This window comes from Amycolatopsis sp. NPDC023774, assembly GCF_040639695.1.
GTDB lineage: Bacteria > Actinomycetota > Actinomycetes > Mycobacteriales > Pseudonocardiaceae > Amycolatopsis.
In genome coordinates this window covers 251,795-274,249 of the sequence record NZ_JBFAAJ010000005.1, presented here as the reverse complement: position 1 = coordinate 274,249, position 22,455 = coordinate 251,795, and the positions used below count along the sequence as shown (strand labels likewise).

26 protein-coding genes and 1 tRNA gene are annotated in these 22,455 nt (G+C 65.8%); 17 read left to right on the top strand and 10 right to left on the bottom strand.

Translation table 11 applies throughout. The features are described 5' to 3' along the window. Nucleotides 1–254: 254 nt before the first annotated feature. A complete protein-coding gene (gene mug, locus AB0F91_RS16120) occupies nucleotides 255–803 on the bottom strand; it encodes a G/U mismatch-specific DNA glycosylase (RefSeq protein WP_360598256.1) in 549 nt (182 codons plus the stop codon). Between the two features lie 28 nt (nucleotides 804–831). Here mug and AB0F91_RS16115 point away from each other — a divergent pair, with 28 nt between their 5' ends. Further along, complete coding sequence (locus AB0F91_RS16115) at nucleotides 832–1,497, top strand: class I SAM-dependent methyltransferase (RefSeq protein ID WP_360598255.1); 666 nt, start codon at nucleotides 832–834, stop codon at nucleotides 1,495–1,497. 45 nt (nucleotides 1,498–1,542) lie between these two features. Beyond that, nucleotides 1,543–1,719, top strand: a complete 177-nt coding sequence (locus tag AB0F91_RS16110; RefSeq protein ID WP_220245205.1) for a hypothetical protein — start codon at nucleotides 1,543–1,545, stop codon at nucleotides 1,717–1,719. On the opposite strand, the gene AB0F91_RS16105 is transcribed toward AB0F91_RS16110, so the two are convergent. After that, nucleotides 1,660–2,301 carry a VanZ family protein gene (locus tag AB0F91_RS16105; RefSeq protein ID WP_360598254.1) on the bottom strand — a complete coding sequence of 214 codons (642 nt, stop codon included), beginning with the start codon at nucleotides 2,299–2,301 and terminating at the stop codon, nucleotides 1,660–1,662. The two genes, AB0F91_RS16110 and AB0F91_RS16105, sit on opposite strands and share 60 nt — an antisense overlap. Before the next feature lie 91 nt (nucleotides 2,302–2,392). Further along, nucleotides 2,393–2,524 carry a hypothetical protein gene (locus AB0F91_RS16100; RefSeq protein ID WP_360598252.1) on the bottom strand — a complete coding sequence of 44 codons (132 nt, stop codon included), beginning with the start codon at nucleotides 2,522–2,524 and terminating at the stop codon, nucleotides 2,393–2,395. A gap of 283 nt (nucleotides 2,525–2,807) precedes the next feature. Here AB0F91_RS16100 and AB0F91_RS16095 point away from each other — a divergent pair, with 283 nt between their 5' ends. Both AB0F91_RS16095 and AB0F91_RS16090 read left to right on the top strand, forming a co-directional pair. Further along, the gene (locus tag AB0F91_RS16095; RefSeq protein WP_360598251.1) at nucleotides 2,808–4,496 is read left to right on the top strand and encodes a bifunctional metallophosphatase/5'-nucleotidase; all 1,689 of its coding nucleotides are present in this window, start codon (nucleotides 2,808–2,810) and stop codon (nucleotides 4,494–4,496) included. Nucleotides 4,497–4,590: 94 nt separating this feature from the next. Beyond that, a complete protein-coding gene (locus tag AB0F91_RS16090; RefSeq protein ID WP_360598249.1) occupies nucleotides 4,591–4,914 on the top strand; it encodes an MmcQ/YjbR family DNA-binding protein in 324 nt (107 codons plus the stop codon). 1 nt (nucleotide 4,915) lies between these two features. Here AB0F91_RS16090 and AB0F91_RS16085 read toward each other — a convergent pair whose 3' ends face one another. Next, on the bottom strand, nucleotides 4,916–5,446 hold the full coding sequence (locus AB0F91_RS16085) for a GNAT family protein (RefSeq protein ID WP_360598247.1): 531 nt from the start codon (nucleotides 5,444–5,446) through the stop codon (nucleotides 4,916–4,918). A gap of 9 nt (nucleotides 5,447–5,455) precedes the next feature. Further along, nucleotides 5,456–5,833: a nitroreductase family deazaflavin-dependent oxidoreductase gene (locus AB0F91_RS16080; protein WP_360598246.1), complete on the bottom strand. Its 378-nt coding sequence runs from the start codon at nucleotides 5,831–5,833 to the stop codon at nucleotides 5,456–5,458. Between the two features lie 114 nt (nucleotides 5,834–5,947). On the opposite strand from AB0F91_RS16080, the gene AB0F91_RS16075 reads away from it, so the two are divergent. From AB0F91_RS16075 to AB0F91_RS16060, 4 genes are all read left to right on the top strand, one after another. Next, the gene (locus tag AB0F91_RS16075; RefSeq protein ID WP_360598245.1) at nucleotides 5,948–6,598 is read left to right on the top strand and encodes a hypothetical protein; all 651 of its coding nucleotides are present in this window, start codon (nucleotides 5,948–5,950) and stop codon (nucleotides 6,596–6,598) included. A 100-nt stretch (nucleotides 6,599–6,698) separates the two neighbouring features. After that, nucleotides 6,699–7,046, top strand: coding sequence for a YciI family protein (locus AB0F91_RS16070; protein WP_360598244.1), 348 nt, complete (start codon nucleotides 6,699–6,701; stop codon nucleotides 7,044–7,046). Further along, the gene (locus tag AB0F91_RS16065) at nucleotides 7,043–8,236 is read left to right on the top strand and encodes a sigma-70 family RNA polymerase sigma factor (RefSeq protein WP_360598243.1); all 1,194 of its coding nucleotides are present in this window, start codon (nucleotides 7,043–7,045) and stop codon (nucleotides 8,234–8,236) included. The genes AB0F91_RS16070 and AB0F91_RS16065 overlap by 4 nt, the downstream gene beginning before the upstream one ends. Before the next feature lie 198 nt (nucleotides 8,237–8,434). Next, nucleotides 8,435–8,749 carry a hypothetical protein gene (locus AB0F91_RS16060; protein WP_360598242.1) on the top strand — a complete coding sequence of 105 codons (315 nt, stop codon included), beginning with the start codon at nucleotides 8,435–8,437 and terminating at the stop codon, nucleotides 8,747–8,749. A gap of 6 nt (nucleotides 8,750–8,755) precedes the next feature. Here AB0F91_RS16060 and AB0F91_RS16055 read toward each other — a convergent pair whose 3' ends face one another. The 4 genes from AB0F91_RS16055 to AB0F91_RS16040 all read right to left on the bottom strand — a co-directional run bounded on the left by AB0F91_RS16055 (nucleotide 8,756) and on the right by AB0F91_RS16040 (nucleotide 14,317). Next, the gene (locus AB0F91_RS16055; protein WP_360598240.1) at nucleotides 8,756–9,031 is read right to left on the bottom strand and encodes a hypothetical protein; all 276 of its coding nucleotides are present in this window, start codon (nucleotides 9,029–9,031) and stop codon (nucleotides 8,756–8,758) included. A 674-nt stretch (nucleotides 9,032–9,705) separates the two neighbouring features. Then, the gene (locus AB0F91_RS16050) at nucleotides 9,706–12,741 is read right to left on the bottom strand and encodes a TrlF family AAA-like ATPase (RefSeq protein ID WP_360598239.1); all 3,036 of its coding nucleotides are present in this window, start codon (nucleotides 12,739–12,741) and stop codon (nucleotides 9,706–9,708) included. A 130-nt stretch (nucleotides 12,742–12,871) separates the two neighbouring features. Further along, entirely contained in the window at nucleotides 12,872–13,534 is a 663-nt protein-coding gene (locus AB0F91_RS16045; RefSeq protein ID WP_360598237.1) for a YdcF family protein, read from the bottom strand. Between the two features lie 15 nt (nucleotides 13,535–13,549). Further along, complete coding sequence (locus AB0F91_RS16040; protein WP_360598236.1) at nucleotides 13,550–14,317, bottom strand: GntR family transcriptional regulator; 768 nt, start codon at nucleotides 14,315–14,317, stop codon at nucleotides 13,550–13,552. Nucleotides 14,318–14,500: 183 nt separating this feature from the next. On the opposite strand from AB0F91_RS16040, the gene AB0F91_RS16035 reads away from it, so the two are divergent. The 8 genes from AB0F91_RS16035 to AB0F91_RS16000 all read left to right on the top strand — a co-directional run bounded on the left by AB0F91_RS16035 (nucleotide 14,501) and on the right by AB0F91_RS16000 (nucleotide 20,975). Further along, nucleotides 14,501–14,953 (top strand): hypothetical protein, encoded by a 453-nt coding sequence (locus AB0F91_RS16035; protein WP_360598235.1) that lies wholly within the window; start codon nucleotides 14,501–14,503, stop codon nucleotides 14,951–14,953. 276 nt (nucleotides 14,954–15,229) lie between these two features. Beyond that, nucleotides 15,230–15,478, top strand: coding sequence for a hypothetical protein (locus tag AB0F91_RS16030; protein WP_360598233.1), 249 nt, complete (start codon nucleotides 15,230–15,232; stop codon nucleotides 15,476–15,478). Continuing rightward, nucleotides 15,462–15,710, top strand: a complete 249-nt coding sequence (locus AB0F91_RS16025; protein WP_360598231.1) for an AMED_5909 family protein — start codon at nucleotides 15,462–15,464, stop codon at nucleotides 15,708–15,710. The genes AB0F91_RS16030 and AB0F91_RS16025 overlap by 17 nt, the downstream gene beginning before the upstream one ends. A gap of 330 nt (nucleotides 15,711–16,040) precedes the next feature. Further along, complete coding sequence (locus AB0F91_RS16020) at nucleotides 16,041–17,585, top strand: FtsK/SpoIIIE domain-containing protein (protein ID WP_360598229.1); 1,545 nt, start codon at nucleotides 16,041–16,043, stop codon at nucleotides 17,583–17,585. Beyond that, nucleotides 17,582–17,968, top strand: a complete 387-nt coding sequence (locus tag AB0F91_RS16015; RefSeq protein WP_360598227.1) for a hypothetical protein — start codon at nucleotides 17,582–17,584, stop codon at nucleotides 17,966–17,968. The genes AB0F91_RS16020 and AB0F91_RS16015 overlap by 4 nt, the downstream gene beginning before the upstream one ends. After that, a complete protein-coding gene (locus tag AB0F91_RS16010) occupies nucleotides 17,968–19,560 on the top strand; it encodes a replication initiator (protein ID WP_360598225.1) in 1,593 nt (530 codons plus the stop codon). Before AB0F91_RS16015 ends, AB0F91_RS16010 begins: the two co-directional genes overlap by 1 nt. 16 nt (nucleotides 19,561–19,576) lie before the next feature. Then, entirely contained in the window at nucleotides 19,577–19,795 is a 219-nt protein-coding gene (locus AB0F91_RS16005) for an excisionase family DNA-binding protein (protein ID WP_360598224.1), read from the top strand. Nucleotide 19,796: 1 nt separating this feature from the next. Beyond that, the gene (locus AB0F91_RS16000; RefSeq protein ID WP_360598222.1) at nucleotides 19,797–20,975 is read left to right on the top strand and encodes a tyrosine-type recombinase/integrase; all 1,179 of its coding nucleotides are present in this window, start codon (nucleotides 19,797–19,799) and stop codon (nucleotides 20,973–20,975) included. Between the two features lie 94 nt (nucleotides 20,976–21,069). On the opposite strand, the gene AB0F91_RS15995 is transcribed toward AB0F91_RS16000, so the two are convergent. Next, a tRNA-Gly gene (locus tag AB0F91_RS15995) sits at nucleotides 21,070–21,140 on the bottom strand. A gap of 118 nt (nucleotides 21,141–21,258) precedes the next feature. On the opposite strand from AB0F91_RS15995, the gene AB0F91_RS15990 reads away from it, so the two are divergent. Further along, nucleotides 21,259–22,455, top strand: coding sequence for an oxygenase MpaB family protein (locus tag AB0F91_RS15990; protein ID WP_360598301.1), 1,197 nt, complete (start codon nucleotides 21,259–21,261; stop codon nucleotides 22,453–22,455).

Here is a 22,455-nt window from a genome sequence, read left to right as displayed (position 1 = left end):
CGCCCGCGCACGCCCCCCGGCGTGCCGTCCTGGCACCACCCGATCCCCCCTGCTGGGATCGGACAGGAATGACACCTTGTCCTTGATTCGACTCCTCCGGAAGGCGCTTGTGACGCGGTTTCCCCCTCATGGCCGTATCGGCCGGTTGCAGCAAACTCTCTGTAGAAAAGGGTGCGTGATCTGCGGCTTTTTGGCCCCGTGCGGCAAGGGTGGCTCGTCCGATTGCTACTGAGGGTGTACCCGGAAGTTGGTCGCTACGTGACAACCCGTGCACGCAGCGCGGCGAACTCACCCGCCAGGCCGGCAGGCGTCCAGTGGGCGTTGAGGCCGCTCGGGTTGGGCAGCACCCACACCCCAGCCTCGCCGATCACGCGGTCTTGGGGGCCTACTGCGGCCTTCTTTTCGCCGAACGCGGTGCGGTACGCGGTGATGCCCAGCACGGCGAGCCAGCGGGGTTTGTTCTCGCGGACCTTCTCGACGAGCGACTTGCCACCTTCACGCAGCTCGTCGTCGGTGAGCTCGTCCGCCCGGGCGGTGGTCCTGGCGACGACGTTGGTGATCCCGAGGCCGAGGTCGAGGAGTTCGTGCTGCTCACTCGGGTCCAGCAGCCGCGGCGTGAAGCCCCCGGCGTGGAGGGCAGGCCAGAACCGGTTGCCCGGCCTCGCGAAATGCAGCCCCAGCGCGCCCGAGTAGAGCCCGGGGTTGATCCCGCAGAACAGCACGTCCAACCCGGGCGCGATGACGTCGGGAATGACCTTGTCCTGCGCGGCGGCGAGCTGGTCTTTGGTGGGTCGGATGGGCATTGCTCCAGTTTCGGGCACGCTGTCCGGCATGACCACGACGCCCGACGGTTGCTCCGTGGACCTCTACCTGCGGCTGCCCGCGGCCGGCGAACCGGAGATCGTCCACGGCGCCGTGCCCGCCGGAGCGTCGATCCTGGAGCTGGGCAGCGGCTGCGGGCGCGTGACGCACCCGTTGCTGGAGCTCGGCCATGCCGTGGTCGCCGTCGACGAGTCGCCGGAGATGCTCGTCCACGTCCGTGGCGCCGAAACGGTGTGCGCGCGGATCGGCGACCTTCGGCTGGACCGCGCGTTCGACGTGGTCCTGCTCGGCAGCCACCTGGTCAACACGGCCGATCCGGCGGAGTGCCACGCGCGGCTCACGGCGGCTCTCCGGCACCTCGCCCCTGGCGGGCGGCTGCTCGTCGAATGGCACCCGCCTGAGTGGTTCGACCACGTGGCCGACGGTCCGGGCGGGCTCCTCGGGGAGATCGCCGTTTCGCTGCACGAGGTGGTCCGCGAGGGCGAATTGCTGTCCGCGACGGTGCGCTACCGAGCCGCCGAACGTGGGTGGCGCCAGGAATTCACCTGCCGGCGGCTGAGTTTTCCGGAGCTGTCCGAGACGCTGACCTCGGCCGATCTGACCTTCGACGAGTGGCTGACCGCTGACCGGGACTGGTTCTCGGCACGCGGGGTAGCGGATCAGGTACCGATCTAGGTAGCCTGTGTGATCTCTCGCACAACGTCGTAGGGAGGAGCCCGCGTGCAGCTTTGGGTTGTCCTCGCACTGGTGGCCCTCATCCTGGCAGCCGCCTCGCTGATCGTGGTTCTGGAAGACCGGCGCGCCGCCAAGCGGGCGGCGCTGCGGCGCAAGGCGCGGCTAGCGCGTCTGGGCGAAGTCGATCCGCTCGCGCCCGGCCGGCTGAGCGTGGATCGCTGAAGGGATTCCGCGCAGGGCGAGCAGCAGGGCGCCGAAGAGCCACCCGAGGCCGGCGCCGAAGGTGTTGGTCATGAGGTCGTCGACGTCGAAGATGCGGTAGACGAACGGCGCCGTCCCGAAGTTCGCGGTGAGCTGCGTGATCTCGATGGCCAGTGACACCGTCGCGCCCACGGCCAGTGCGCCGACGAGGCCGCGGCGCCACAGGATGCGGGCGAAGATCCCGAGCGGCACGAAGAGCAGCACGTTGAGCGCCGCCTGCTGGAACGTCTGCGTGCTGAACCAGTGCGCGGCCGGCAGGCCGTGCTTCACCAGCTCGGTGTGGATGTCGGCGATCCACTGGAACGGCCGCAGCTGCACCGTCTGCTCGAGCCGACGGCCGTTCGCGCTCGGCAGCGGCAGGAAGACGACCGCGAGCGCCATGCACGCGTAGAAGACGACCGCGGCCGTGGTCACGAGGCCGCGCAGCCGCGGGCGGCCGTAGCGCGCCAGCTGCAGCACGAGCTGCGGGACGAGCAGCGTGCCCCACACCGCGAGGAATCCGATGAGTCCGTTGTGCAGGGCCGTGACCTGTGCGTTCGTCATGCCGAGAACGTTATGGATCTTGGGGGTCACGCCACTTCGGTCGAAGAGCCGGACGAAATCCGGCCGGGTCGGCCATCTGGCCGAGGGCCGCTTAAGCCGATCGGTCAGACTCCTCGTCGCGCTGCGCGTCCTCGGCGCGCTCCGACCGCCACGCCGCGAAGGCCGTGCCGCCCAGGAGCAGGGCGACGACCACGATCACGGTCAGGACGATCTGCAGTTCCACTGTGGCTCCCCGAGGTTCGGCCGGTTGATCGCTACCGGGGAGCCGGCCGTTACGCCGAACGAGCGGGGACGGCCGGGCGGTGGGATCGATCGTGGGCGGGGGTGTGTGCCCATGGGCGACGCGCCGGACGTCGTCGCGCGGGTGCTGCCGGACGGCCGCGAAAACGCCGGGTGACATTTCCCCATCACCCTCCTTTTTCCTCTGGTGAGGTCTCTCCCGTTTGGGCAGACTGCACCGCCGTGTGCCCGTTCCAGGGGACGACGGGCGCGAAATCGGAGGAAACATGAGGCTCTTCACCCGGCTCGCGGTCACCGCCGCAGCCGCACTGGCCACTGTGGCCGTGACCAGCGTGCCGGCGTCGGCCGCGCAGACCACGGACGTCCGGATCATCACGCTGAACGACCTGCACGGCAACCTCGAGCCACCGGCGGGGTCGGCCGGCAAGGTGTTCATGTCCGACGGGACCAGTGTGGACGCGGGCGGCGCGGCGTACGTGGCGACGCACGTGAAGCAGCTCGAGGCGCAGGTGCGCAACTCGATGGTGCTCTCGGCGGGCGACAACGTGGGCGCGTCGCCGGTGATCTCGGCGCTGTTCCACGACGAGCCGACCATCGACTTCCTCAACGAGCTGGGGGTGAAGGCCTCCGTGGTCGGCAACCACGAGCTCGACGAGGGTTACCAGGAGCTGCTTCGCATGCAGTTCGGCGGCTGCAACAAGACCGACGGCTGCCAGTTCCGCCCGACGTACCAGGGCGCGGACTTCCCGATCCTCGGGTCCAATGTGTACTTCACGAACGGCCTGCCCGCGCTGCTGCCGTTCTCGGTGCAGTTCTCCGGCGGCGTGCCGATCGGCATCATCGGCGCCACGCTGAAGGACCTGCCCTCGGTCGTCACGCCCGAAGCCATCAAAGGCCTGAAGTTCGGCGACGAGGCGCAGGCCATCAACCGCACCGCGAACCTGCTCGACCTGCTGGGCATCAAGGCCCAGGTCGTGCTGTTGCACCAGGGCGACGAGACGCTGCCCGGCGCTGGTCCGAACGACTGCAAAGTGGCGCCGAACGGCGAGGCCGACGTCATCGCCGAGAACGTGAGCCCGAAGGTCGACGCGATCTTCACCGGCCACAGCCACCAGCAGTACAACTGCGTGATCAACGATCCCGAGGGCCAGCCGCGGGCGGTGATCCAGGGCGCGTCGTTCGGTCGGCTGCTGTCCGTCGTCGACCTGAAGATCGACCTGCGCACGCGCGACGTCATCCGGTCTCAGACCAAGGCGCACAACGAGGTCGTGACCCGCGACGTGACGCCGGACCCGGCCGTGACCAAGCTCGTGGCCGAGGCCAAGACCAAGGCGGGTCCGATTGCCAACAAGCAGGTCGGGACCATCACCGCGGACCTGACCGCGGCCGGCGCGCCCTCGGGTGAGTCGACGATGGGCGACGTGATCGCCGACGCGCAGCTCGAAGGCACCAAGGCCAACAACGCGGTCGTCGCCATCACCAACCCCGGCGGCATCCGGGCGGACCTGACCTACGCGTCTTCTCCCAACGGCGAGGGCGACGGCGTGGTCACCTACGGCGAGGCGTTCACCGTGCAGCCGTTCGCGAACATCATGCAGACGATCACGCTCACCGGCGCGAACCTGAAGAACGTGCTGGAACAGCAATGGGGCCAGCCGGGCGGCACCAAGATCCTGCAGATTTCGAGCAGCCTGCACTACACCTACTCGGCCTCGGCGCCGATCGGTTCGCGCGTCTCGAACATCACCGTGAACGGCACGCCGGTGGACCCGGCCGCGACGTTCCGCGTGTCGGTGAACAACTTCCTCGCCGCGGGCGGTGACGGGTTCACCGAGTTCACGAAGGGCACCGACCTCGCGGGCGGTCCCGTCGACCTCGACGCGCTGATCGCGTACCTCGGGGCGCACCCGGGCGTCACTCCGCCGCCGGCGGACCGGATCACGATGGTTCCGTAGCAATTCGATTCGAGTAGCCCCGCCTCTCGCTCGTTGAGGGGCGGGGCTCTCGTTCTTCAAGCTTTCGACGGTCCCAAGGCGCACGATGGGACCCATGACGACCTGGGAAGACGTGGTGGCACTCGCGGCGGAGCTGCCGGAGACCGAGGAGTCCACCTGGTACCGCACGCCCGCGTTGAAGGTCGCGGGCAAGGGCTTCGCGCGCCTGCGCAGCGAAGCCGAGGGCGGCGTGGTCCTGTTCTGCGGCCTCGACGAGAAGGAAGCCCTCCTGGCATCCGGCGACCCGGCGTACTTCACGACACCGCACTACGACGGGCACGGCTCGATCCTGGTGGACCTTTCGCGGGTCGATCCGGTGCAGCTGAAGGAACTGCTGCTGGAGTCGTGGCGGCGGAAAGCCCCGCGCAAACTGCGGTGACTCAGTCGACGAGCTCGTGCTCCAGCAGGCTCATCAGGTACATGTCGTGGTACTTCCCGTCGCTGCCGCGGAAACATTCGCGGTGCCGGCCGTCCTCGGCGAAGCCGACCTTGCGGTAGACGTGGCGCGCGCGTTCGTTCTCGGCGACGACCCACAGGGCGATGAGGTGCAGGCGCATCACGTTGAAGCCGTAGCGGCACATCAGCCGCAGCGCTTCGGTGCCGTAACCGCCGTTCCAGTGCTCCTTCTCGCCGATGTAGATGTCCAGCTCCGCGCGCCCGGTCTCCGGCGTGGCGTCGCGCAGGTCGGTCACGCCGATCAACGCGCCCGACGCCACCGACTCGATGCCGAGCACCACGTGGGCGTACGTGTTGACCGGGCGTTCCTCGCACCGTTTGCGCACCTGGTCCAGCGAACGCGGGTACGAGCTGTCCATCCACTGCCCGACCTCGGGGTCGTGGATCCATCGGTACAGCGACTCCGCGTCCGACGTCTCCAACGCCCGCAGCCGCACCAGCTTGCCCGTGAGCACCGCTCCCCCTCATTCCCGCCGCAGCAGCAGGAAGTCCTCGACCCCGATGAGCCCGAGGAACTGGCGCACGCCGGGCGGCATGGGACGGCGGGACCCATCATGCACGAGCCGTGGATCGTCGACGCGCCATTTTCTGCCGCGCGTGATGAGCTCCGCGTGGCCCGCGGCCAGCACGTTCTTGACCCAGTCGGTGTCCGGGCCGTAGGTGAGGGCGACGACGAAACCGTCGGCGGTGCGGAAGACGTTCAGCGGAGTGCGGAACTCCTTGCCGGACCGGCGGCCCTTGTGCACGACCATGCCGAAGCCGGGCAGCCATCCGACGAACGGTCCCGTGACGCGGTTGGTCACCACGCGGTTGAAGTGGGCGAGGCGTTCTGGCAGCACCATGCGTCCAGCGTAATCCAACGTCCGTGGAATTAGCGCGTTTTCGGCCCGGTGCGACGCCGTTTCGCACGTCTGGTGGGATGTTCGCGGACGCCGGCACGACGCGGGGAGAAGAACATGTCGAACGACTGGCCGCTGCGACAGGACCCGGAGTCGCCCGTGATCTTCGCGCGGGCGTTGCTGGAGGACCCCTCGCAGCTCGCGTTCGTGGTCCTCGACGATGACGACGACTGGTTCATCAGCGACGGCGCCGAGTTCGACGAGGACATGGACGTCAACCGCGAGCAGTTCGGTGCGGTCTCGCTGCGCGAAGCCGTGGAGCTGGTCCCGCAGCTCACGGCGCTGGCGTCGCTGCCCACCGGCATGGCGGCCGACTGGGACCCGGAGCGCTCGGCGTGGCTGCTGAGCTCCGTCGCCGACTCCGACGACGAGGCCGAGGACCGCGAGATCCGCGACGCGCGCATCGCCGCGTGGCAGCACCCCGGCTCGCCGGTGGAAGAGGTGCAATTGTCCACCGGGCTCACCGAGATCGTGACCAGTGGCGACGCGCCCGTTCGCGCCGTGCGCCAGGTGGTGCGCGAGGGTGACGGCACGTGGCTCTTCGTGGGCTTCGAGGTGCCGGAAGCCGAGGACTTCGAGGTCGAGGGCCTGGAGCTGGAGCACGTGGTGAGCCTGTACCCGGACGTCGTGCCCGTGCTGCAGGCCGCGCCCGGTCAGGTCTTCGACCGCGCGGAGCCGGGTGCCGAGTGGGAGCTCGTGGAGGGCTGAAAGTTCTTCCGCGGCGATTGTCCTGGCGCGGTGGGGGCCGTTCGTCCTTAGAGTGTTAGCCGGCGAACGGCGCCGGTCCGGACACTCACCAGGAGCAGCCATGCCTACCTATGCCGCGCTCATCTACTCCGCCGACGTGGACCCGACGCAGCCCGAAGCCGCGTCGATGATGAAGGACTACAACGAGTTCGGCGCGGCCGCCGCCGCCGTCATCCGCGGCGGCAAGGCGCTGTACCCGACGGCGACCGCTACCACCGTCCGTGTGAACGGAGGCAAGGGTGGCGACATCGTGACCAGCGACGGCCCGTACGCCGAGACGAAGGAAGCCCTCACCGGCTTCTACCTCATCGAATGCGCCGACCTCGACGAAGCCGTGAAGGTCGCCGCGCAGATCCCCGGCGCGTGGGACGGCGCCGTCGAGGTGCGCCCGATCGTCGAGTTCTCGTGACGCTCGCCGGTGACACGCTGGCGCGGCTCATCCGGGATGAGGGGACCCGGGTGCTCGCCACGCTCGTGCGGGTCATCGGCAGCGTGGACCTGGCCGAGGACGCGGTGCAGGACGCCGTCGTGCGGGCGCTCGAAACGTGGCCCCGCGACGGCGTCCCGGACAACCCGCGGGCCTGGCTGCTCGTGACGGCGCGGCGACGCGCCGTCGACGTGCTACGCCGCGAGGCCAAGCGCGTCGGGAAGGAGGCGGACGCGATGCCGCTCGCCGAAGACGACCCGCCGCCTTCCGTGATCCGCGACGACCTGCTGCGGCTCGTGTTCACCTGCTGTCACCCGTGTCTGTCGGTGGACGCGCAGGTCGCGTTGTCGCTGCGGACGCTCGGCGGTTTGTCGACCGCCGAAGTCGCGCGCGGCCTGCGCCTGCCCGAGGCGACGGCGGCGAAGCGGCTGACGCGGGCGAAGCAGAAGATCGCGACGGCGGGGATCCCGTATCGCGTGCCGGCGGCGGAGGAGCTGCCTGAGCGGCTTTCCGGTGTGGCGGCGACCGTGTACCTGATCTTCAACGAGGGGTATGCGGGCGTGCGCGCTCCGTTGGTCGACGAGGCCGTGCGGCTGGCGCGGCTGCTCGCGTCGCTGATGCCGGACGAGCCGACGGTGCTGGGGCTGCTGGCGTTGCTGTTGCTGCACGACGCGCGCCGGTGCACGCGCGTGGCCGACGACGGGTTGCCCGTGCTGCTGGCCGATCAGGACCGTTCGCTGTGGGACGCCGTGCTGATCCAGGAGGGCGTCTCGCTGGTGGGGAGTGCTTTGCGGCGGACGCCGTCCGTACCCAATCCCTATGTGGTGGAGGCGGCGATCGCGGCTTGTCACGTCTTGGCGCCGACGTACGCATCGACCAACTGGGACGCCGTGATCTCTTGGTACGACGTGCTTTTCACCGCCCGCCCGAGCCCGGTGGTGTCACTGAACCGTGCCGCCGCGATCGCCGAACGTGACGGCGCCGCGGTGGCCCTGCCGCTCGTGGACGCGCTGGATGTCCTGGCGGACTACCCCTGGTGGCACGCGACGCGCGCGGAACTGTCGCACCGCTTGGGAAACGCCCCTGCGGCCTTGGCGGCTCTCGAGCTTGCCGAGGCCACGGGTCTTGGTGGCGGCCACGCGGCTTTGCTGCGTCGCCGGCTGGGTGAATAGGGCAACCTTGACACGTTCGCCGCCCGGCGCGTTCGATGGGGAAACGCCCTGCGGCCGGTGAACGCGCCCGCGCCCAGGGCGCCCACTTTTCCCTTGCAGAGGGGGCTCCACGATGGCCGAACACCCCAAGGCGAAACCCACCCGCGGCGGCTACGCGGTTTGCCCGGACCGCGTAGCCGACGACTACGCCTTCCGGACGTGATCGCGATGTCCGTGCTCATGCTCCTGCGCGTCCCCGGCAACGGCGCCCAGTTCGAAAAGGCCGCCGCCGACGACCCAGGCCGCATCTCGACCATCATCGCCTCCGCCCGCGCCCACGGCCTCCAGTCCCACCACTTCTGGGCCGACGACAAGGACATCCTGGTCGTCGACGTCTGGCCGGACGAGGCCTCTTTCCAAGCCTTCTTCTCCTCCGAGAGCGACCGCATCGACGCCTTGATGGCGGCGGCCGGCGTCACCACCCAGCCGGACGTGTCGTTCTACCGCAAACTCGACATCGGCGACGACGTGTGATTCTGTCTATTGTGGATCGACCTTCTTGGTGAGCTCGACCCAGGTGCCACGCCACCCGCTCGAGACGGCGATTTCTTCGAGTGCTCCGGTGGGGAGGAAGAGTTCTCTCAACCGTTGCTCTGCTTTGGGGTCGCCTTGCTCGATGCGTTCTTTGAGCTGCTCCAGCTCGGTTATGGCGTCGTCCGCGGAGCGGTAGCTGCTCCAGGACGTGTCGTGCTCGCCGGTGCGGAGGATGTGCAGCAGGTCGGTGATGACTTCGCAGAGCTGCTGGCTACACGTCATGGGTGGGATTATCCCTGACGGTTGGTGGCCTTGAAATAGCAGTGAGGGTGTTTTCCTTGTTCGGAAAACACCCTCACTGCTATTTATGGAGCGGATGACGGGAATCGAACCCGCGTATTCAGCTTGGGAACCAGGGTGATCATGCTCGACAGCGGCTCTGACCTGCGACTTCGCCTGCCTGGCGCTGGCCCCTGTTGACCGTGGTTGACCGGCCTCAATGGCACGGCAATGGCACGCTGCCTGACCCACTCCCCTCCCTTCACCCCGATACGAAGCCCGCACGCGGCCGGTGGTGCCGGGTCAAGGCACTCTTTCCCGCCTTGACGCGGTGTCGCCGGCCGTTGTCACGATCCGGCTTCGGGGTGGAGCCTGATGACCTCCGTGCGTAACGCTCGGGGCTCTGAGAGCGACCGTGACGGCATGGCTCTCGATGGGGAGGCTCCTCCGGCCCTGGCTCTGTGGCGCATGCGCGCCGTCGGTGAGCGGCGCTACGTACGCGCCCCACTGGCGACCGTGCCGCCCGGCCGGTGGGCGGAGCGGAGCGGCAGCCCGCCGTGCCGGAGCGGACGCGGACGCCCAGGTGAGTGGCTCGATACCGCATCGGCGCGCCGCCCGCCGGCGGCGCGCCCTTGATTCCATAGAGCCAAGTTCGGCAGTGAACATCAGGGATCACTTCACCGCTGAGACTCGCGCGGAATTACGTTGCTGTACTTGTTCTCACGAACTAAGAATGCAGGGCGAGTGCCTTCAAGAACATCTAGCGCATTCTCTCCGGCAGTCGCGTCCGACAGCGGACCCGCGTGAATACTGAACTGTCCATCAATTTGCTCACAGTAGACTATTTGATCAGCGTCTCCAACAATGGCGAGGTTCGCATTGTGAGTGACCAATATGATTTGACGCTGACGCTTTGCCCTCTTTAATGCTGGAACAAGGACCTGTCGAACAGCCCTATTATCGAGGTTTTCCTCCGGTTGATCAAGAAGAAGAGGAGTTCTATTTTGATCCACAATCAAATAGAAAAGTAGCAGAATTAACCCCCGCTCCCCTGGAGACAGGGTCTCCAAGGGAGAGCCGTGGCCAGTTAGTGCGAAGGTCGTTGTGATCCAGCCCAGCTTACTTATCTGCCACACCAGATCAGCTAATGAAACGTTGTTCCGGACAGCCGCGTGGGGGCTCCTAGCTGGCTGCCGGACATCTCCCCGCTCGTGGGCGAGACGGCTAAGTAGGTCATCCACGTAGGCAACCACTTGATCGACGTCGTTAATGTCAACTATTTCATCGAATGAGTTTAGGACATTGATAAGCTCTACATTTTTACGGCCGTCGAGTCGCTCAGCTATCTCGTGCCAACTAGAATCAAGCGTAAGCTCCGACTGGAATTCGAGCCCAACCTGTTGCGCCAGCGGGTCACCCGTAATAAATTCTGTCGCTGGCTTGTAGAGATCAGCTGTCAAGTCTCGACGTATCGTGAGATACTGATAGGCTTGACGTACATTGGCGAGAATGAATCCTTTTATCTTGTCAATGTCATCGGGCAAACGTTCGAATCGCGCGATTTGTGCTCTAATGTTTTCCAATGTGCCAGCTGAGTCCTCGGAACCATTAAGACTTTGAACCCTCTTCTCTAGCTGCTCCACAGCACGCCGGCGACCCTCTCTGGCTGAGTCCTCAGCTTCAAGCCACACGCGAATTTCATCGCGCCTCACCGCGAGCTCGGCGATGGTTTTTTGAGCGGCTTGACTTTTTGCTTCCAGAGCCTCCGCCTGGGTAGAAAGGTTACCTTTCAGCGCGTCAATGGCGCCCGATTCTGCGACGAGAGAAATGACTTCCCGACCTGACTCGATCTCTGGAAATTCCGCGCGCAACCTCTGGTCAAGTTCCTTAGTTCGATCGACAACCAAAGAGATCTCGCTACTTATATCTTGCAAGACGCTGGTACGCCTTCGGAGCTCACCAAGGACACGCAGATCCTCACCCCTTCGCTGTGAAGCTTGATTGATCTCGACTTCCAGTCTTGCCATCTCTTCTCGATTATTTTGCAGATTTTCTGGAGTACTATCAGCTCCCGAGCTGGTAGCGCTTTTCAGCTCCTCACGAGCGTCCCTGAGATCAGTTTCGGCAACTTCGATCGACCTCATCAATTCAAGCTCTTTATTTTTTAGTTCGCCGATTGTCGTCGTCGCTTGCAAGCGATGCAGTTCCGCCCACAGATTGCACTCCTTAAGTGTCCTGCCTTGGAGCTCGTTGAGCAGAGTACCTATAGGGGCAGTGCGCAATTCAATTAGATCTTCCAGAGTATTCTGATGCTCTCTGTCTGCAAACGGTAGGTGATGAAACAGGACTTTGCGCAATTCTTTTTGGAAGTCTTCATGCTCTTGAGAGAGGGGATTGCTGGCACAGATACGTTCGATTAGCATTTGGGGCAAGTACTCAATAGACTCCGCTTCGGCGGGATCATGAGACGCAGCAAGATTCCTGAACTGCGAACGACCGCTGACCCAACTTACAGTGGCTTCGTACCTGTTCTTACTGCCATTTCTCGGATGCAGAAAGCGGGTTGGGTTTAGAAACCCAAAGTCTTTATTCCGTGACGAATTCGCGGCGCGCGCGATACAGTCCAAGAGAGCCGACTTTCCCTGCCCTTTATTTCCGACGATTGCAACTAGCCCATGGTTTAATTCGAGCTCATAGTCAAAGAGTGGCTTCTTTGCGTCATCAGCGACGGGTCGCACGCTAACCCAGTCGATTATGGACTCAGGGTTCGTTCGGCGACGAGCAATATCGGGTGGCTCGGCTCCGACAAACGCCCTGTCGTCGAACTCCGACAAGGCATGCACTAACCCATTGAAACTCGGCTCAGCGCGTAGCCACGTCGCACATCGTCCAATTCTATTATTTTCAGCGGTACTGTTAGAGAACGAGTGAGCGTCACTACAATCTAGTACCTTATATAGAACATTATCGGCCTTGAGCGCAGCGCAGTTATCCCGCCACCTCGACACGTCCTCATAGGCAGTGAAGAGCATGTCGACTTTGTTTATCAGATTCTTCTTCGACGCAACGGATGCCTCCTGCCACTTTATGTCAGCCCACTCGACTTTACCTAGGGCCATCAATGTCCGACCTTCAAAGTACGGGCCTTGAAGCAGTTGCACTACTGAATCCAGGGGAACCACCAGATTGTTGAATCCTTCAATGAGGTCAGGCCCGTACGCTCCGATCTTCGCGGGCGGAACGGACTCTTTTATCAACCTTCCTAAGTCCGTTAGTGATTCCCTGGTCGGGACCCCGCTCCAGCGACCCTTACCGCCCTCATCGGGCAACACGGTAAATTCCGAACTCAAGGCATTGACAAACTGTGCCTGTATGACATCGGCAGAAATACCCGGATCAAAGATAACGTGAAGATTGGCCCGACTTAGCTTATTGACACTTCCACCAAACTGGTTAAGTCTGAGCTCGATTATCGGAACTATGCAGCTTATGTTCTGCATTCTTCCGGCGGCCTTGGCTGCTAGAACTTTTCGGTACCCATCCAGAAACCAGTAGTCATTTATCCCGATAACCGTGAATTCACTTGGTAGACCTTCAAGATCTAAGAAGAATTTTTCCCATGTCTCGTCATTGTCAGCACCGTATCCCTGCACCAACGACGAAGGCGTGTGGACATGAAGATCCCATTTTGCCCATTCGGCACCGCGCGACATGACAACCTCCTGTAGCTTCGCGAGGGTATGTCGCTCCGCGCGACAATTCGTTACAAGGCGTACTTAATCGTTACCTGCCGATCAAATCTGCGACGGGTGACTCTGCACCGTCCGCCTAGCGTTCCCGAATCTAAAGAAGGCGTCGGTCAAACCCTGCTCGAACGAGGCGCTTGTAGGCCTGGCCAACTGCAGTTGGCACGTTTTGGTCGATCGAAAAGCCGCGCTGTGCGTAGACATTGATGCGCTGGGTATCACCGACGAGCATGTTGATAACCCGGTCGACGTCGCCGATGCTCTCGATGTACTCGTCCAGCGGCAGTGGCCGTGACGCACAGATGACGTCGACCTCGGGCCAGAGCTTCTTGCACGTCGCGTACGCCCGACGCTGCTGGTACGGCCGCGAGATCAGAGCGACCGACTCGACCTCGATCCCCCGCGCCTGCAGCAGTTGCCGGCTAAGCGTGATGTTGTCCCCAGTGTTCCGCGCCTCCGGCTCGACCAGGATCGCGTCGTCCGGAACCCCCAGTTCCAACGCGTGCTCCCGGTAGTGCACAGCCTCCCCGCGTGGGAACCGCTCGACGGTCGTCGGTGCGTTGGCCCCGGTGAAGACGATCCGCGGGAAGTACCCCTGCTGGTACAGCTGCGCCGTGTACGTGGCGACGCCGAGATCGTGGCTCCCCAGTCCGATCCCAACGTCGGTGGGCCGGAGTTCGTGGTGCATGTCGTGGTAGTCCCAGAGCGTTTGGACGTCGGCGCGGAGGTTGTCCGGCAGGGTGGTCGAGCGCTCGGTCATGTGGGGACTCCGGAGTCAGTCGGGGAGCTTGAACGTATAGGACCAGGAGAAACGGCTTGCGGCGTGGACGCCACGCGCGAACTCGACGACCCGGCCGTCTGCGGTGAACGTGCGGCGCTGCAGGACCATGACGGGCTCGCCGGCCGGGAGTTCCAGGGTCTCGATCTCGCCGGGCGTGGGCATGCGTGAGTAGAAGGTCTCGCTGATGGTGTCCGGTTCCAGGCCCTGGAGCGTGAGGACCAGGAAGCCGCCGCCTCGGCCGGCCGGCCCCGGAGTGTCGTCGACCAGGCGAGTGCCCTCGACGTCTTCCGGGCGGTAGTAGCTGGAGAGAGTGTGCGTGGGGTGGCCGGCGTCCTTGACCAGGCGCGCGCGCTCGTAGACGAGTGAGCCGACGTCGACGCCCAGGGCTTCGGCGATCTCCTTGTCGGCCTCGACCTTCGAGACGGTCTGGGTCTGGTCGGTGGGCTTCCACTCGCGGCCGGACGCCTCGCGGTCGGCGATGAACGCCACCGTGTCGCCGTACTTCCACTTGCTCTTGGCGTAGCGGTCCGTGCCGAGGCGCTTCATCGGCGGGCGGGCGCGAACGACGGTGCCGCGTCGGCGGATCGGTGTCACCAGCCCTTCGGCCTCCAGGACGCCGACGGCTTTGCGGACCGTGTTGACGTTGACGCCGTACTCCTCGGCCAGCTCCTCTTGCTTCGGCAGCGTCGAGTCCGGGGCGTAGTCGCCCCGCTGGATCGCGTCGCGCAGGCTCGCGGCCAGGTCGCGGTACCCAGTGCCCACGTGGTCCTCCTCTGTCGGTCGATAACGCTAGCGGTATCGGCTCATCATGGTCTACTGAGCGCGTTAGAGATAGTTCTATTGACAAGTTGATCGTCGCAGCCTCTAATAGAACTACCTCTAACGAGGTGAGTGGTCCCACAGGGACCCCAGAGACCAGATGTGACGACAGAAGGGGCAACCACCATGGCGATCAGCAAGGGGCACCGGTTCGCGATCGACTTTGACGAGGCTTTCCCGCTCGGCCTGGTGCTGGTCGGCGAGGTCGCGCCGGACAACGAGTACCAGTCGCGGGAGGATCGGGCGGCGGGTCGGCCTGCTCGCCAGCGCGTGGACGAGACCACGGGCAAGCGGCAGTGGAAGGCGACGGTCACCGACCCGAACGAGACCAACTCCAAGCGTGCGTCGTTCGACGTGACGTTCCTGGCCGACGTTCAGCCGGTGCCGACGACGTCCGAGGCTCTGCCCGGCATGCGACCGATCGAGCTGGAAGGGCTCACCGCTGAACCACGCGTGGCCGGGAACGGGGAGTTCAAGTACCAGTCCTACGCCTTCCGCGCGACGGGCTTCAAGGCCTCTGTCAGCTCGGCGAAGCCGGCCCGCAACGCCTCGACTGAGTCGGCGCAGAAGGCGGCGTGATGAAGCGGGTTTCCGCCGGGGTCGACTTGGTGCGGGCGTGGGAGCACGCCTACCGCCGATACGGCGCTGCGTCGGAGTTCGCGGCTCGGGTGGGCCGGGGAGACCACGGTGGGGCTTCCGCGATGGCGGACGCGTCGTGGTCGGTCGCTTCGGCTTGGCGGGCGCTCGCAAACAACCGGGACGACTTGGAGTGGTGGCTCCTCGCAGCAGTGGAGTCGGCCGCCGAGGCGTTCGAGGACCAAGCACGGTATTGGCAGCAACAGGAAGGACACGAGGGTGGCGTTCAATGCGACCTGGACCCCGGGCGCGGAGGCGGTCGCCGGGATGCACCAGCTTGGTTCGACGTCGCTCCCGGGTCTGGTGCTGTATCTCGATCCGGACAGTCTGGCGATCGCCCCGCCGGCGGATCCCGCGCTGTGGCCGAGGTTCGCGGAGTTCCTTCGCCAACTCCGCGACGGGGCGGAACAGCTGGCGGTAGTGGTCGAGGCCCGGGCAGGGGTGGTGCGTGATGGCGACGACGACTGAGCCCACGACCCTCCAGGCCGCCCACAACGCCGCAACCGAGCGACGTCCGCCATCCAACGCGAATCTCACCGCGTGGGTGACGTTCCACCAGAGCAATGCCCGGATGTACCGCGCCGTCGCGGACGTCGATCGGTGGCATCACCACGAGGCCATGTACTGGGTCGGGTACGAGGAACGAAAGGCGGGTGAGGTGTCGGCTCGGATCCAGGCGGAGAAGCCGCGGGCCGAGTAGTCCCAAGTAGACAAACCATAAGTCAACAGTTTCAGCGAAAAACGCACGCGATGACGTGCGGCGATCAATCACGCCCTCATGCGGCGGACGAGAAACGTAAGGCGCAGAAGCGGAAACCGGCTACCAACCATGCCGCTCCTGCGCTGTCCACAACCAGCGGAAGTGAACAATGACAACGCTAAACGATGGTAATCGGCGCGTGTCAACGGGGGTCACCCGGACGCGTTGCTGCTCCTGCAAGCGATTCGCGAAGCTGCTTCCCGGCGAGACGAAGTGTGCAACGTGCTCGGGAATGCTCCCCTTGAACCTCACGTCGCGAGGTGGTCGCTGATGTCGGCCGGATTCGTAGTCGTGGCAATGGCGGCGCTCGGCGTCGGTGTGTGGGTGTTGCACAAGGTCGGCCGTGCGCTGGCGTCGGTGGCGGAAGCTTTGGCGGCGGCTGCGGTGGTCTTCATCGCGCTCTGGTGGGTGTGCAAGGCCATCGTCTGGGCACTCGCGCAGCTCGCGACGCGGTGGCGGACCAGCCTCGCCGTAGTGGCGCTGGTCGCGTGGTGTGCGGTGTTGGGTTGGATCTCTCTTGCTGCGGTGCTCGGTGGTGTAGCGCTTGTGCTCGGTGCCTGGTGGTTGATCGACGCGGTGTCGTTCGATCAGTGGTGCTGGCGGTTCCTGCGCTCGTGGTGGGCGCGGTGGTGGATGTACAACCGCAAGCTTCCGGCGTGGCTGCACGCCTGCGGCCTGTCGGTACGTGACGGCTCGTTGCCGGTCGTGGTGGATGTCAACCTCCTCGGACGTAAGGCCAGTCGCTCGACGTCTCCGGCCGCAACGCGGATTCCCAAGGTCCGCAAGGTTCGGTCGGGTGCCTCGTGGGATGAGGTGCGGGTGGAGCTCGTGGCCGGCCAGAAGCCGGAGGACTTCGACGAGGCTGCCCGGGCGTTGGCGGTGGCGCGGAAGGTCGCGCGGTGTCAGGTGCGGGAGGTCGCCCCGAACGTCGTCTCGATCGATTTCCAGCGTCACGACCGGCTCTCGCCGCTCGTGCACTGCCCGCCGCTGCCGGAGAGGGTCGAGGCCGGTGGGGTTGATCTGCGCAACGTGTGGGCTGGGCGCACGGAGTACGGGAAGGACTGGCGGATTCCGCTGATCGGCTCTGGGGCGCACACGCTCACGGCTGGAGCTTCGGGTGCGGGGAAGAACTCGGTGATGTGGTGCCCGCTCGTCGCGGCTGCCTCGGCGATCCGCTCCGGCGTGGTTCGCATGTCCGGCATCGACCCCAAGGGGATGGAGCTGGCCTACGGGCGCGGGATCTTCTCCCGCTATGCGGTCACCGGCACGGAAGCTCTGGAGGTCTTGAACGGCCTCGTGGACGAAATGGAGTCACGTAAGCGGGCCTTCGCCGGGCGAGTCCGCACGATCCCTGTATCGACCGAGTACCCGTTGGAGCTGCTGGAATTCGACGAGATCGGAGCGCTGACGAAGTACACCGACCGGAAGACCCGGGACGCCATCGTGGAACGGGTCGCCCTGCTCACCACGCAGGGCCGGGCGCTGGGCATGTCGGTCCGCGGCTACGTCCAGGAACCCACCAAGGACACCGTGCCGGTCCGGGAGCTGTTCACGCGGCGGGTCTGTCTGCGAGTGACCTCGAAGACGCACGTCGGCATGGTCCTCGGAGACGGTGCTTACGAGCGGGGCGCCTGGGCCAACCGCATCGGCGATTCCGAGGCGGGCGTGGGCTACGTGTGGGGCGAGGGCATCCGCGAACCCCTGCGGGTCCGTGCCGGCTGGGTGTCGGACGAGACGGTCAAGGCACTGGAGCAGTACGTCACCAACGGCGGTCGTGCAGATCTGGGCGCCCGTGGGATGGGGGTGGCTGCATGAACCGGCTGATGGTCTTCCTCGATGCGGTCCGCGACCACTTGGACTTGCACCATTTGCCGCCAGCGGCGTCGGTGACCGTCACCGCCTGGTCCGATCCGCTCGTCGTCCAGCTCGATGTGACCGACCTGTCGGGGGTCGCGGCCGGCCTCCTGCGGTGGGTCTCGACGCTCGACGAGGTGGCGGCCACGATCTGGCGACCTCGTTCAAGCGGCCGGGTCCACCTCGTCATCAACGGTCGGACTCCGTGCGGTGTCCCGGTGCAGGTCTACGGCGGGGTGCGGTTCGACGAGGTGACGTTCCCGGATCTGCCGGAAGGCGTTCGCCAAGACCTGCCCGTCTTCGTCCTTCGGGGCTGGGCCGATGCCGGGGAGGTGGCTGCCTGATGGCCGAAACTCGCGCTGAACGGATGCGCCAGCCCCTCGCGGCTGACGTCATCAAGGCGACGGCGGAGAAACACGGCGTCTGCGTTCGACCCTTCACGATGGAAGTCGGCGACAAGGAAACCGGGGAGCTGCAATACGTTCCTATCCCCTGTGGATCCACTGTGGAATCGGTGTGCCTGCCATGCGCACGAAAGGCCAAGGCACTTCGGCAGGTTCAGTGCCGCGAGGGCTGGCACATGACGGAAGAACCCGACCTCACCCCCGAGGAACCCACCGAGGACCAGAAGGAGCTACTGACCTACCGCGCTGATCTCGTCGCGGCCTACCGGGAGGCGGCGGACCACGATCCGGCCGAGGCCGAGGAGTTGCGCGCGGAGGTCGCCGGGGTGGATGAAGAACTTCGGCAACTCGGAGTCCGGGGCCGGCTGCCGTCGCTCGACCTGCCCGCGAAGAAGCCGGTGAAGCGCTCGACCAAGCGTCGCCAGGACACGCCCAACCTGCCTCGGAAGAAGGTCACCAAGGCCACCGTGGGCAGGGAGTTCGCGGGCAAGTTCCGGCCGTCGATGTTCGTCACGCTCACGTGCGACACCTACGGCCGGGTGCGCTCGGACGGCACACCGGTTGACCCGTCGACGTACGACTATCGGCGGGCGGCTCGGGACGCGGTGCACTTCTCCGCGCTCGTGGATCGGTGGTGGCAGAACCTGCGCCGGGTCGTGGGCTGGGACGTGCAGTACTTCGCCACGGTAGAGCCGCAGAAGCGGACGGCACCGCACCTGCACACCGCGCTCCGCGGTTCGATCTCGCACGAGACCATCCGCATGGTCACGGAGGCGACGTATCACCAGGTCTGGTGGCCCAACCACGACCAGCTCGTCTACACCGACCGCCTGCCCACCTGGGATGGGCCGGAACGTGGCTTTGTCGACCCGGAGACACGGCGACCGCTGACCACCTGGGACGACGCCGTGGACGAGGTCGAGGAACCGGCGCACGTGGTGACGTTCGGCCGTCAGGTGCACTCCAAGGGCATCCTCGGCGGCACCGAAGAGGCCGGCCGCCACATTGGCTACCTGACGAAGTACCTCACCAAGTCCACTGGCGAGGTCGTCGAGGCCAACGGCGCGGCACAGGTTGCGCACCACGACCGGCTTCACGCCGAACTGGCCATCACCCCGTGCTCGCCGCGCTGCGCAGTCTGGCTGCTCTACGGCATCCAACCCAAGGGCGCCAACGGCAAGATGACGCCCGGGCACTGCAAGGGGCGCGCACATCGGCGGACCACGCTCGGACTTCCTGGGCGCCGGGTGCTGGTGTCGCGGAAGTGGTCGGGCAAGACGCTCGTGGACCACAAAGCCGACCGCAAGGCATTCGTGAAGCAGGCGCTCGCGGTCGTCGGGATCGAGAAGCCGGAACCCGATCCGGCCCGGCTCGTCTGGCGCAAGGTCGAGTCCACCGACGCCCACGTCCCGCCTCGGGATCACCTCGTCATGCGCGCCATCGCCGAGCGGATCACGTGGAAGGCCGAGTACGACCGGGCGCTACTCGCGGCGGGACCGCCGGAAACTTCGGCAACTCAGCTCGCGGCCTGATCGGAAGGGGGAACGGATGGAAACCAAGTATCTGACGGTCGACGAGGCGGCCGACTACCTGAACACCGGCGTCCGGTTCGTGCGGCGGCTCATCGCGGAACGACGGATCGCCTTTCACAAGGCCGGCGCGCACGTACGGCTGGCGGTGGCCGATCTGGAGGAATTCATGCAATTGGGACGCGTCGAGCCGATCACCCGCGCTTCGGTTCGCCGAGATCTCGGAAGGGCGGCCTGAAATGGCGAACAAGCATGGGCACCGGGGGTTCGGAAGTGTTCGGCAACTGCCGTCGGGTCGCTGGCAGGCCCGATATCCCGGGCCGGACGGCATCACGAGGACGGCGCCCAACACCTTCGACACGAAGCGGACGGCGGAACGTTGGCTGTCCGAGGTCGAAACGCAGATCGCGCACGGCGACTGGATCGACCCGGAACGGGCGAAGCGCAAGCTCCGCGACTACGCGGACCAGTGGATCACGGAGCGGCCCGGACTGCGTCCGCGCACGGTTGAGCTATACAAGTGGTTGCTGCGCAAGCACATCGACCCCGGCCTTGGTGGGGTCGAGCTGGGAAAGCTTTCCCCGGCTCTGGTGAGGCAGTGGCGGTCGGACCGGCTGTTGGCGGGCGTCTCAGAGTCGGTGACGGCCAAGTCGTACCGCTTGCTGCGCGCGATCCTGAACACGGCGGTGGACGAAGACAAGATCCTCATGCGCAACCCATGCCGCGTTCGGGGCGCTGACCGGGAGAACCCAGACGAACGGCCGGTGCTCACGGTGCCGCAGGTGTTCGACTTGGCCAGTCGCATGCCGGAGCGGTTCCGTGCGCTGGTGCTACTCGCTGCGTTCGGTTCGCTGCGCTGGGGTGAGGTGACCGCCCTGCGTCGGTGCGACGTCGCCGAGGACGCGGCGTGGGTTCGGGTGTCCCGGGCGATGGTCGAGGTTCCTGGTCGTGGGCTCGTCGTCGGGCCGCCCAAGTCGCGGGCGGGTGTGCGCACGGTGATCATTCCAGCGGCCGTCCGGCCTGACCTGGTTCAGCACCTCAAGACCTGGGTCAAGCCGCCGCAGGACGCGCTGCTTTTCACCGGGGAACGAGCCGGCCATGCGGTCCGCCGGCCGAACTTCAGCCAGCGGACCCGGTGGACGGAGGTCGTGGAGAAGATGGGCCTGAAGGGGCTGCACTTCCACGATCTGCGGCACGCCGGGAACATCTGGGCGTCCAAGGCCGGCACCTCGACTAAAGATCTGATGGCGCGCATGGGGCACGACGACATGCGGGCTGCCCTGATCTACCAGCGGGCGACCAGCGACGCCGATCAGCAGATCGCAGACAGGCTGTCGAAGCTCGTCGACCGGCACCGCAAGGGCATCGAGCCGGAGGACGACGAGGGCGAGGACGGCCTACCGGTTCCGGTCGGCTAATGGCACATTAATGGCACGCGAGAAATGTCAGCGAGATAAAACGAAAGCCCCAGGTCCACAGTATACACCGTGTGACCTGGGGCTTTTACATGAGAGCGGATGACGGGAATCGAACCCGCGTATTCAGCTTGGGAAGCTGATGTTCTACCATTGAACTACATCCGCAGTGCCTCGCCAGCTTACACGGGGGCGTGGCCGGTGTGTCCAGTGGGGCGTGGGTTGACGGCGCCGGGGACAAGTGACAACACTTGTTGTCGGACGGGTGGCGGCGCCGGAGGTGGATGTGGTGGACGACCCGGTGTTGTTCCGGCAGGGCGGGTTTCGGCTGGTCGCGCGGTTGCGCGGGGTCGAGGGGCTGCGCGCCGGGGATGAGCAGGTGCAGCGGCTGAGGGAGTTCGCGCAGCGGCAGGACGCGCCGGCGGATGCGTTGGTGGAGTGGTTCGGGCGGGATGCCGGGAACCGGGCGCGGTTCGAGCGGGCGCTGGTACGCGGGGTCGGGGAAGAAACCAGCGTTGAGCTGCGGGAGTTCATGGCGGGCGTCGAGGCGACGCCGTACTGGGTGGATCGGGCGAGGCTGGAGCGTGGGGCGCGGGCCATCACGCGAGCGGGGTTGCTGGGGTTGTTTCCGCTGGGCGACATGTCGTTGATGGGCGGGTATCTGGCGTCGCGGGCGACGAAGGCGTTGGTGGGGACCGGGGAGATCGAGTACCGGGCCCCGAAGCGGCTGGTGGAGACGGCCGCGTGGTGGATCGACGTCACCACGCCCGGGGCGATGGCCCGGAACGCGGCCGGGTTCAGGGCGGCGGTGCGGGTCCGCCTGGTGCACGCGCACGTGCGGCGGGCGATGAACCAGCGCGACGACTGGGACTACGAACAGTGGGACCGGCCCGTCAACCAGGTCCAGATCGCGGGCACGTTGCTGCTGTTCTCGCTGGTCTACGTTTTCGGCACACAGCTGCTCGGCCTCCGCTACACCGAACGCGAGCGCGCCGACATCCTGCACCTGTGGCGCTACATAGGGTGGCTGATGGGCGTGGACGAGGAACTCCTGCCCGCCGACGAAGATGACGCCTGGCGGTTGCTCTGGCTCCTCGCCGCGACCGAGTTCATCCCAGACGACGACTCGAAACGCCTGGCCAAGGCCCTCGTCGAGAGCCATGCGGCGATCGGTGAGGGGCGCGGACCGGCGGGCAAGGTGCTGGCGCACGTGAACGTCTCGGTGCATTCGGCGATCAGCCGGCTGGTGCTTGGTAAGGAGAACGCCGATTTTCTCGAGCTGCCGGACGCCCCGGTCGCGCAGGCCGCGGTCGTGGCGGTCGCCGGAGTGAACTTCGCGGCCGAGACGGCCCGGCGGTTCATCCCGGGGGCGACGGCGCTGCAGGAGCTGCTCGGTGGGCTGGGTCGGCGGCGGTACTTGAAGAGGGTGCATGAGGTGTTCAAGGCGGATACGTCGTATGGGAGTGACGAGCGCGCTGCCTGA

What these genes read in the sequence shown, in the direction of transcription:
- AB0F91_RS16115 (WP_360598255.1), top strand. Translation starts at nt 832, where the DNA reads ATGACCACGACGCCCGACGGTTGCTCCGTGGACCTCTACCTGCGGCTG.
- AB0F91_RS16015 (WP_360598227.1), top strand. Translation starts at nt 17,582, where the DNA reads ATGAACCGGCTGATGGTCTTCCTCGATGCGGTCCGCGACCACTTGGAC.
- AB0F91_RS16025 (WP_360598231.1), top strand. Translation starts at nt 15,462, where the DNA reads ATGGCGACGACGACTGAGCCCACGACCCTCCAGGCCGCCCACAACGCC.
- AB0F91_RS16070 (WP_360598244.1), top strand. Translation starts at nt 6,699, where the DNA reads ATGCCTACCTATGCCGCGCTCATCTACTCCGCCGACGTGGACCCGACG.
- AB0F91_RS16045 (WP_360598237.1), bottom strand. Translation starts at nt 13,534, where the DNA reads ATGACCGAGCGCTCGACCACCCTGCCGGACAACCTCCGCGCCGACGTC.
- AB0F91_RS16050 (WP_360598239.1), bottom strand. Translation starts at nt 12,741, where the DNA reads ATGTCGCGCGGTGCCGAATGGGCAAAATGGGATCTTCATGTCCACACG.
- AB0F91_RS16010 (WP_360598225.1), top strand. Translation starts at nt 17,968, where the DNA reads ATGGCCGAAACTCGCGCTGAACGGATGCGCCAGCCCCTCGCGGCTGAC.
- mug (WP_360598256.1), bottom strand. Translation starts at nt 803, where the DNA reads ATGCCCATCCGACCCACCAAAGACCAGCTCGCCGCCGCGCAGGACAAG.
- AB0F91_RS16005 (WP_360598224.1), top strand. Translation starts at nt 19,577, where the DNA reads ATGGAAACCAAGTATCTGACGGTCGACGAGGCGGCCGACTACCTGAAC.
- AB0F91_RS16080 (WP_360598246.1), bottom strand. Translation starts at nt 5,833, where the DNA reads ATGGTGCTGCCAGAACGCCTCGCCCACTTCAACCGCGTGGTGACCAAC.
- AB0F91_RS16055 (WP_360598240.1), bottom strand. Translation starts at nt 9,031, where the DNA reads ATGACGTGTAGCCAGCAGCTCTGCGAAGTCATCACCGACCTGCTGCAC.
- AB0F91_RS16095 (WP_360598251.1), top strand. Translation starts at nt 2,808, where the DNA reads ATGAGGCTCTTCACCCGGCTCGCGGTCACCGCCGCAGCCGCACTGGCC.
- AB0F91_RS16020 (WP_360598229.1), top strand. Translation starts at nt 16,041, where the DNA reads ATGTCGGCCGGATTCGTAGTCGTGGCAATGGCGGCGCTCGGCGTCGGT.
- AB0F91_RS16090 (WP_360598249.1), top strand. Translation starts at nt 4,591, where the DNA reads ATGACGACCTGGGAAGACGTGGTGGCACTCGCGGCGGAGCTGCCGGAG.
- AB0F91_RS16000 (WP_360598222.1), top strand. Translation starts at nt 19,797, where the DNA reads ATGGCGAACAAGCATGGGCACCGGGGGTTCGGAAGTGTTCGGCAACTG.
- AB0F91_RS16075 (WP_360598245.1), top strand. Translation starts at nt 5,948, where the DNA reads ATGTCGAACGACTGGCCGCTGCGACAGGACCCGGAGTCGCCCGTGATC.
- AB0F91_RS16105 (WP_360598254.1), bottom strand. Translation starts at nt 2,301, where the DNA reads ATGACGAACGCACAGGTCACGGCCCTGCACAACGGACTCATCGGATTC.
- AB0F91_RS16035 (WP_360598235.1), top strand. Translation starts at nt 14,501, where the DNA reads ATGGCGATCAGCAAGGGGCACCGGTTCGCGATCGACTTTGACGAGGCT.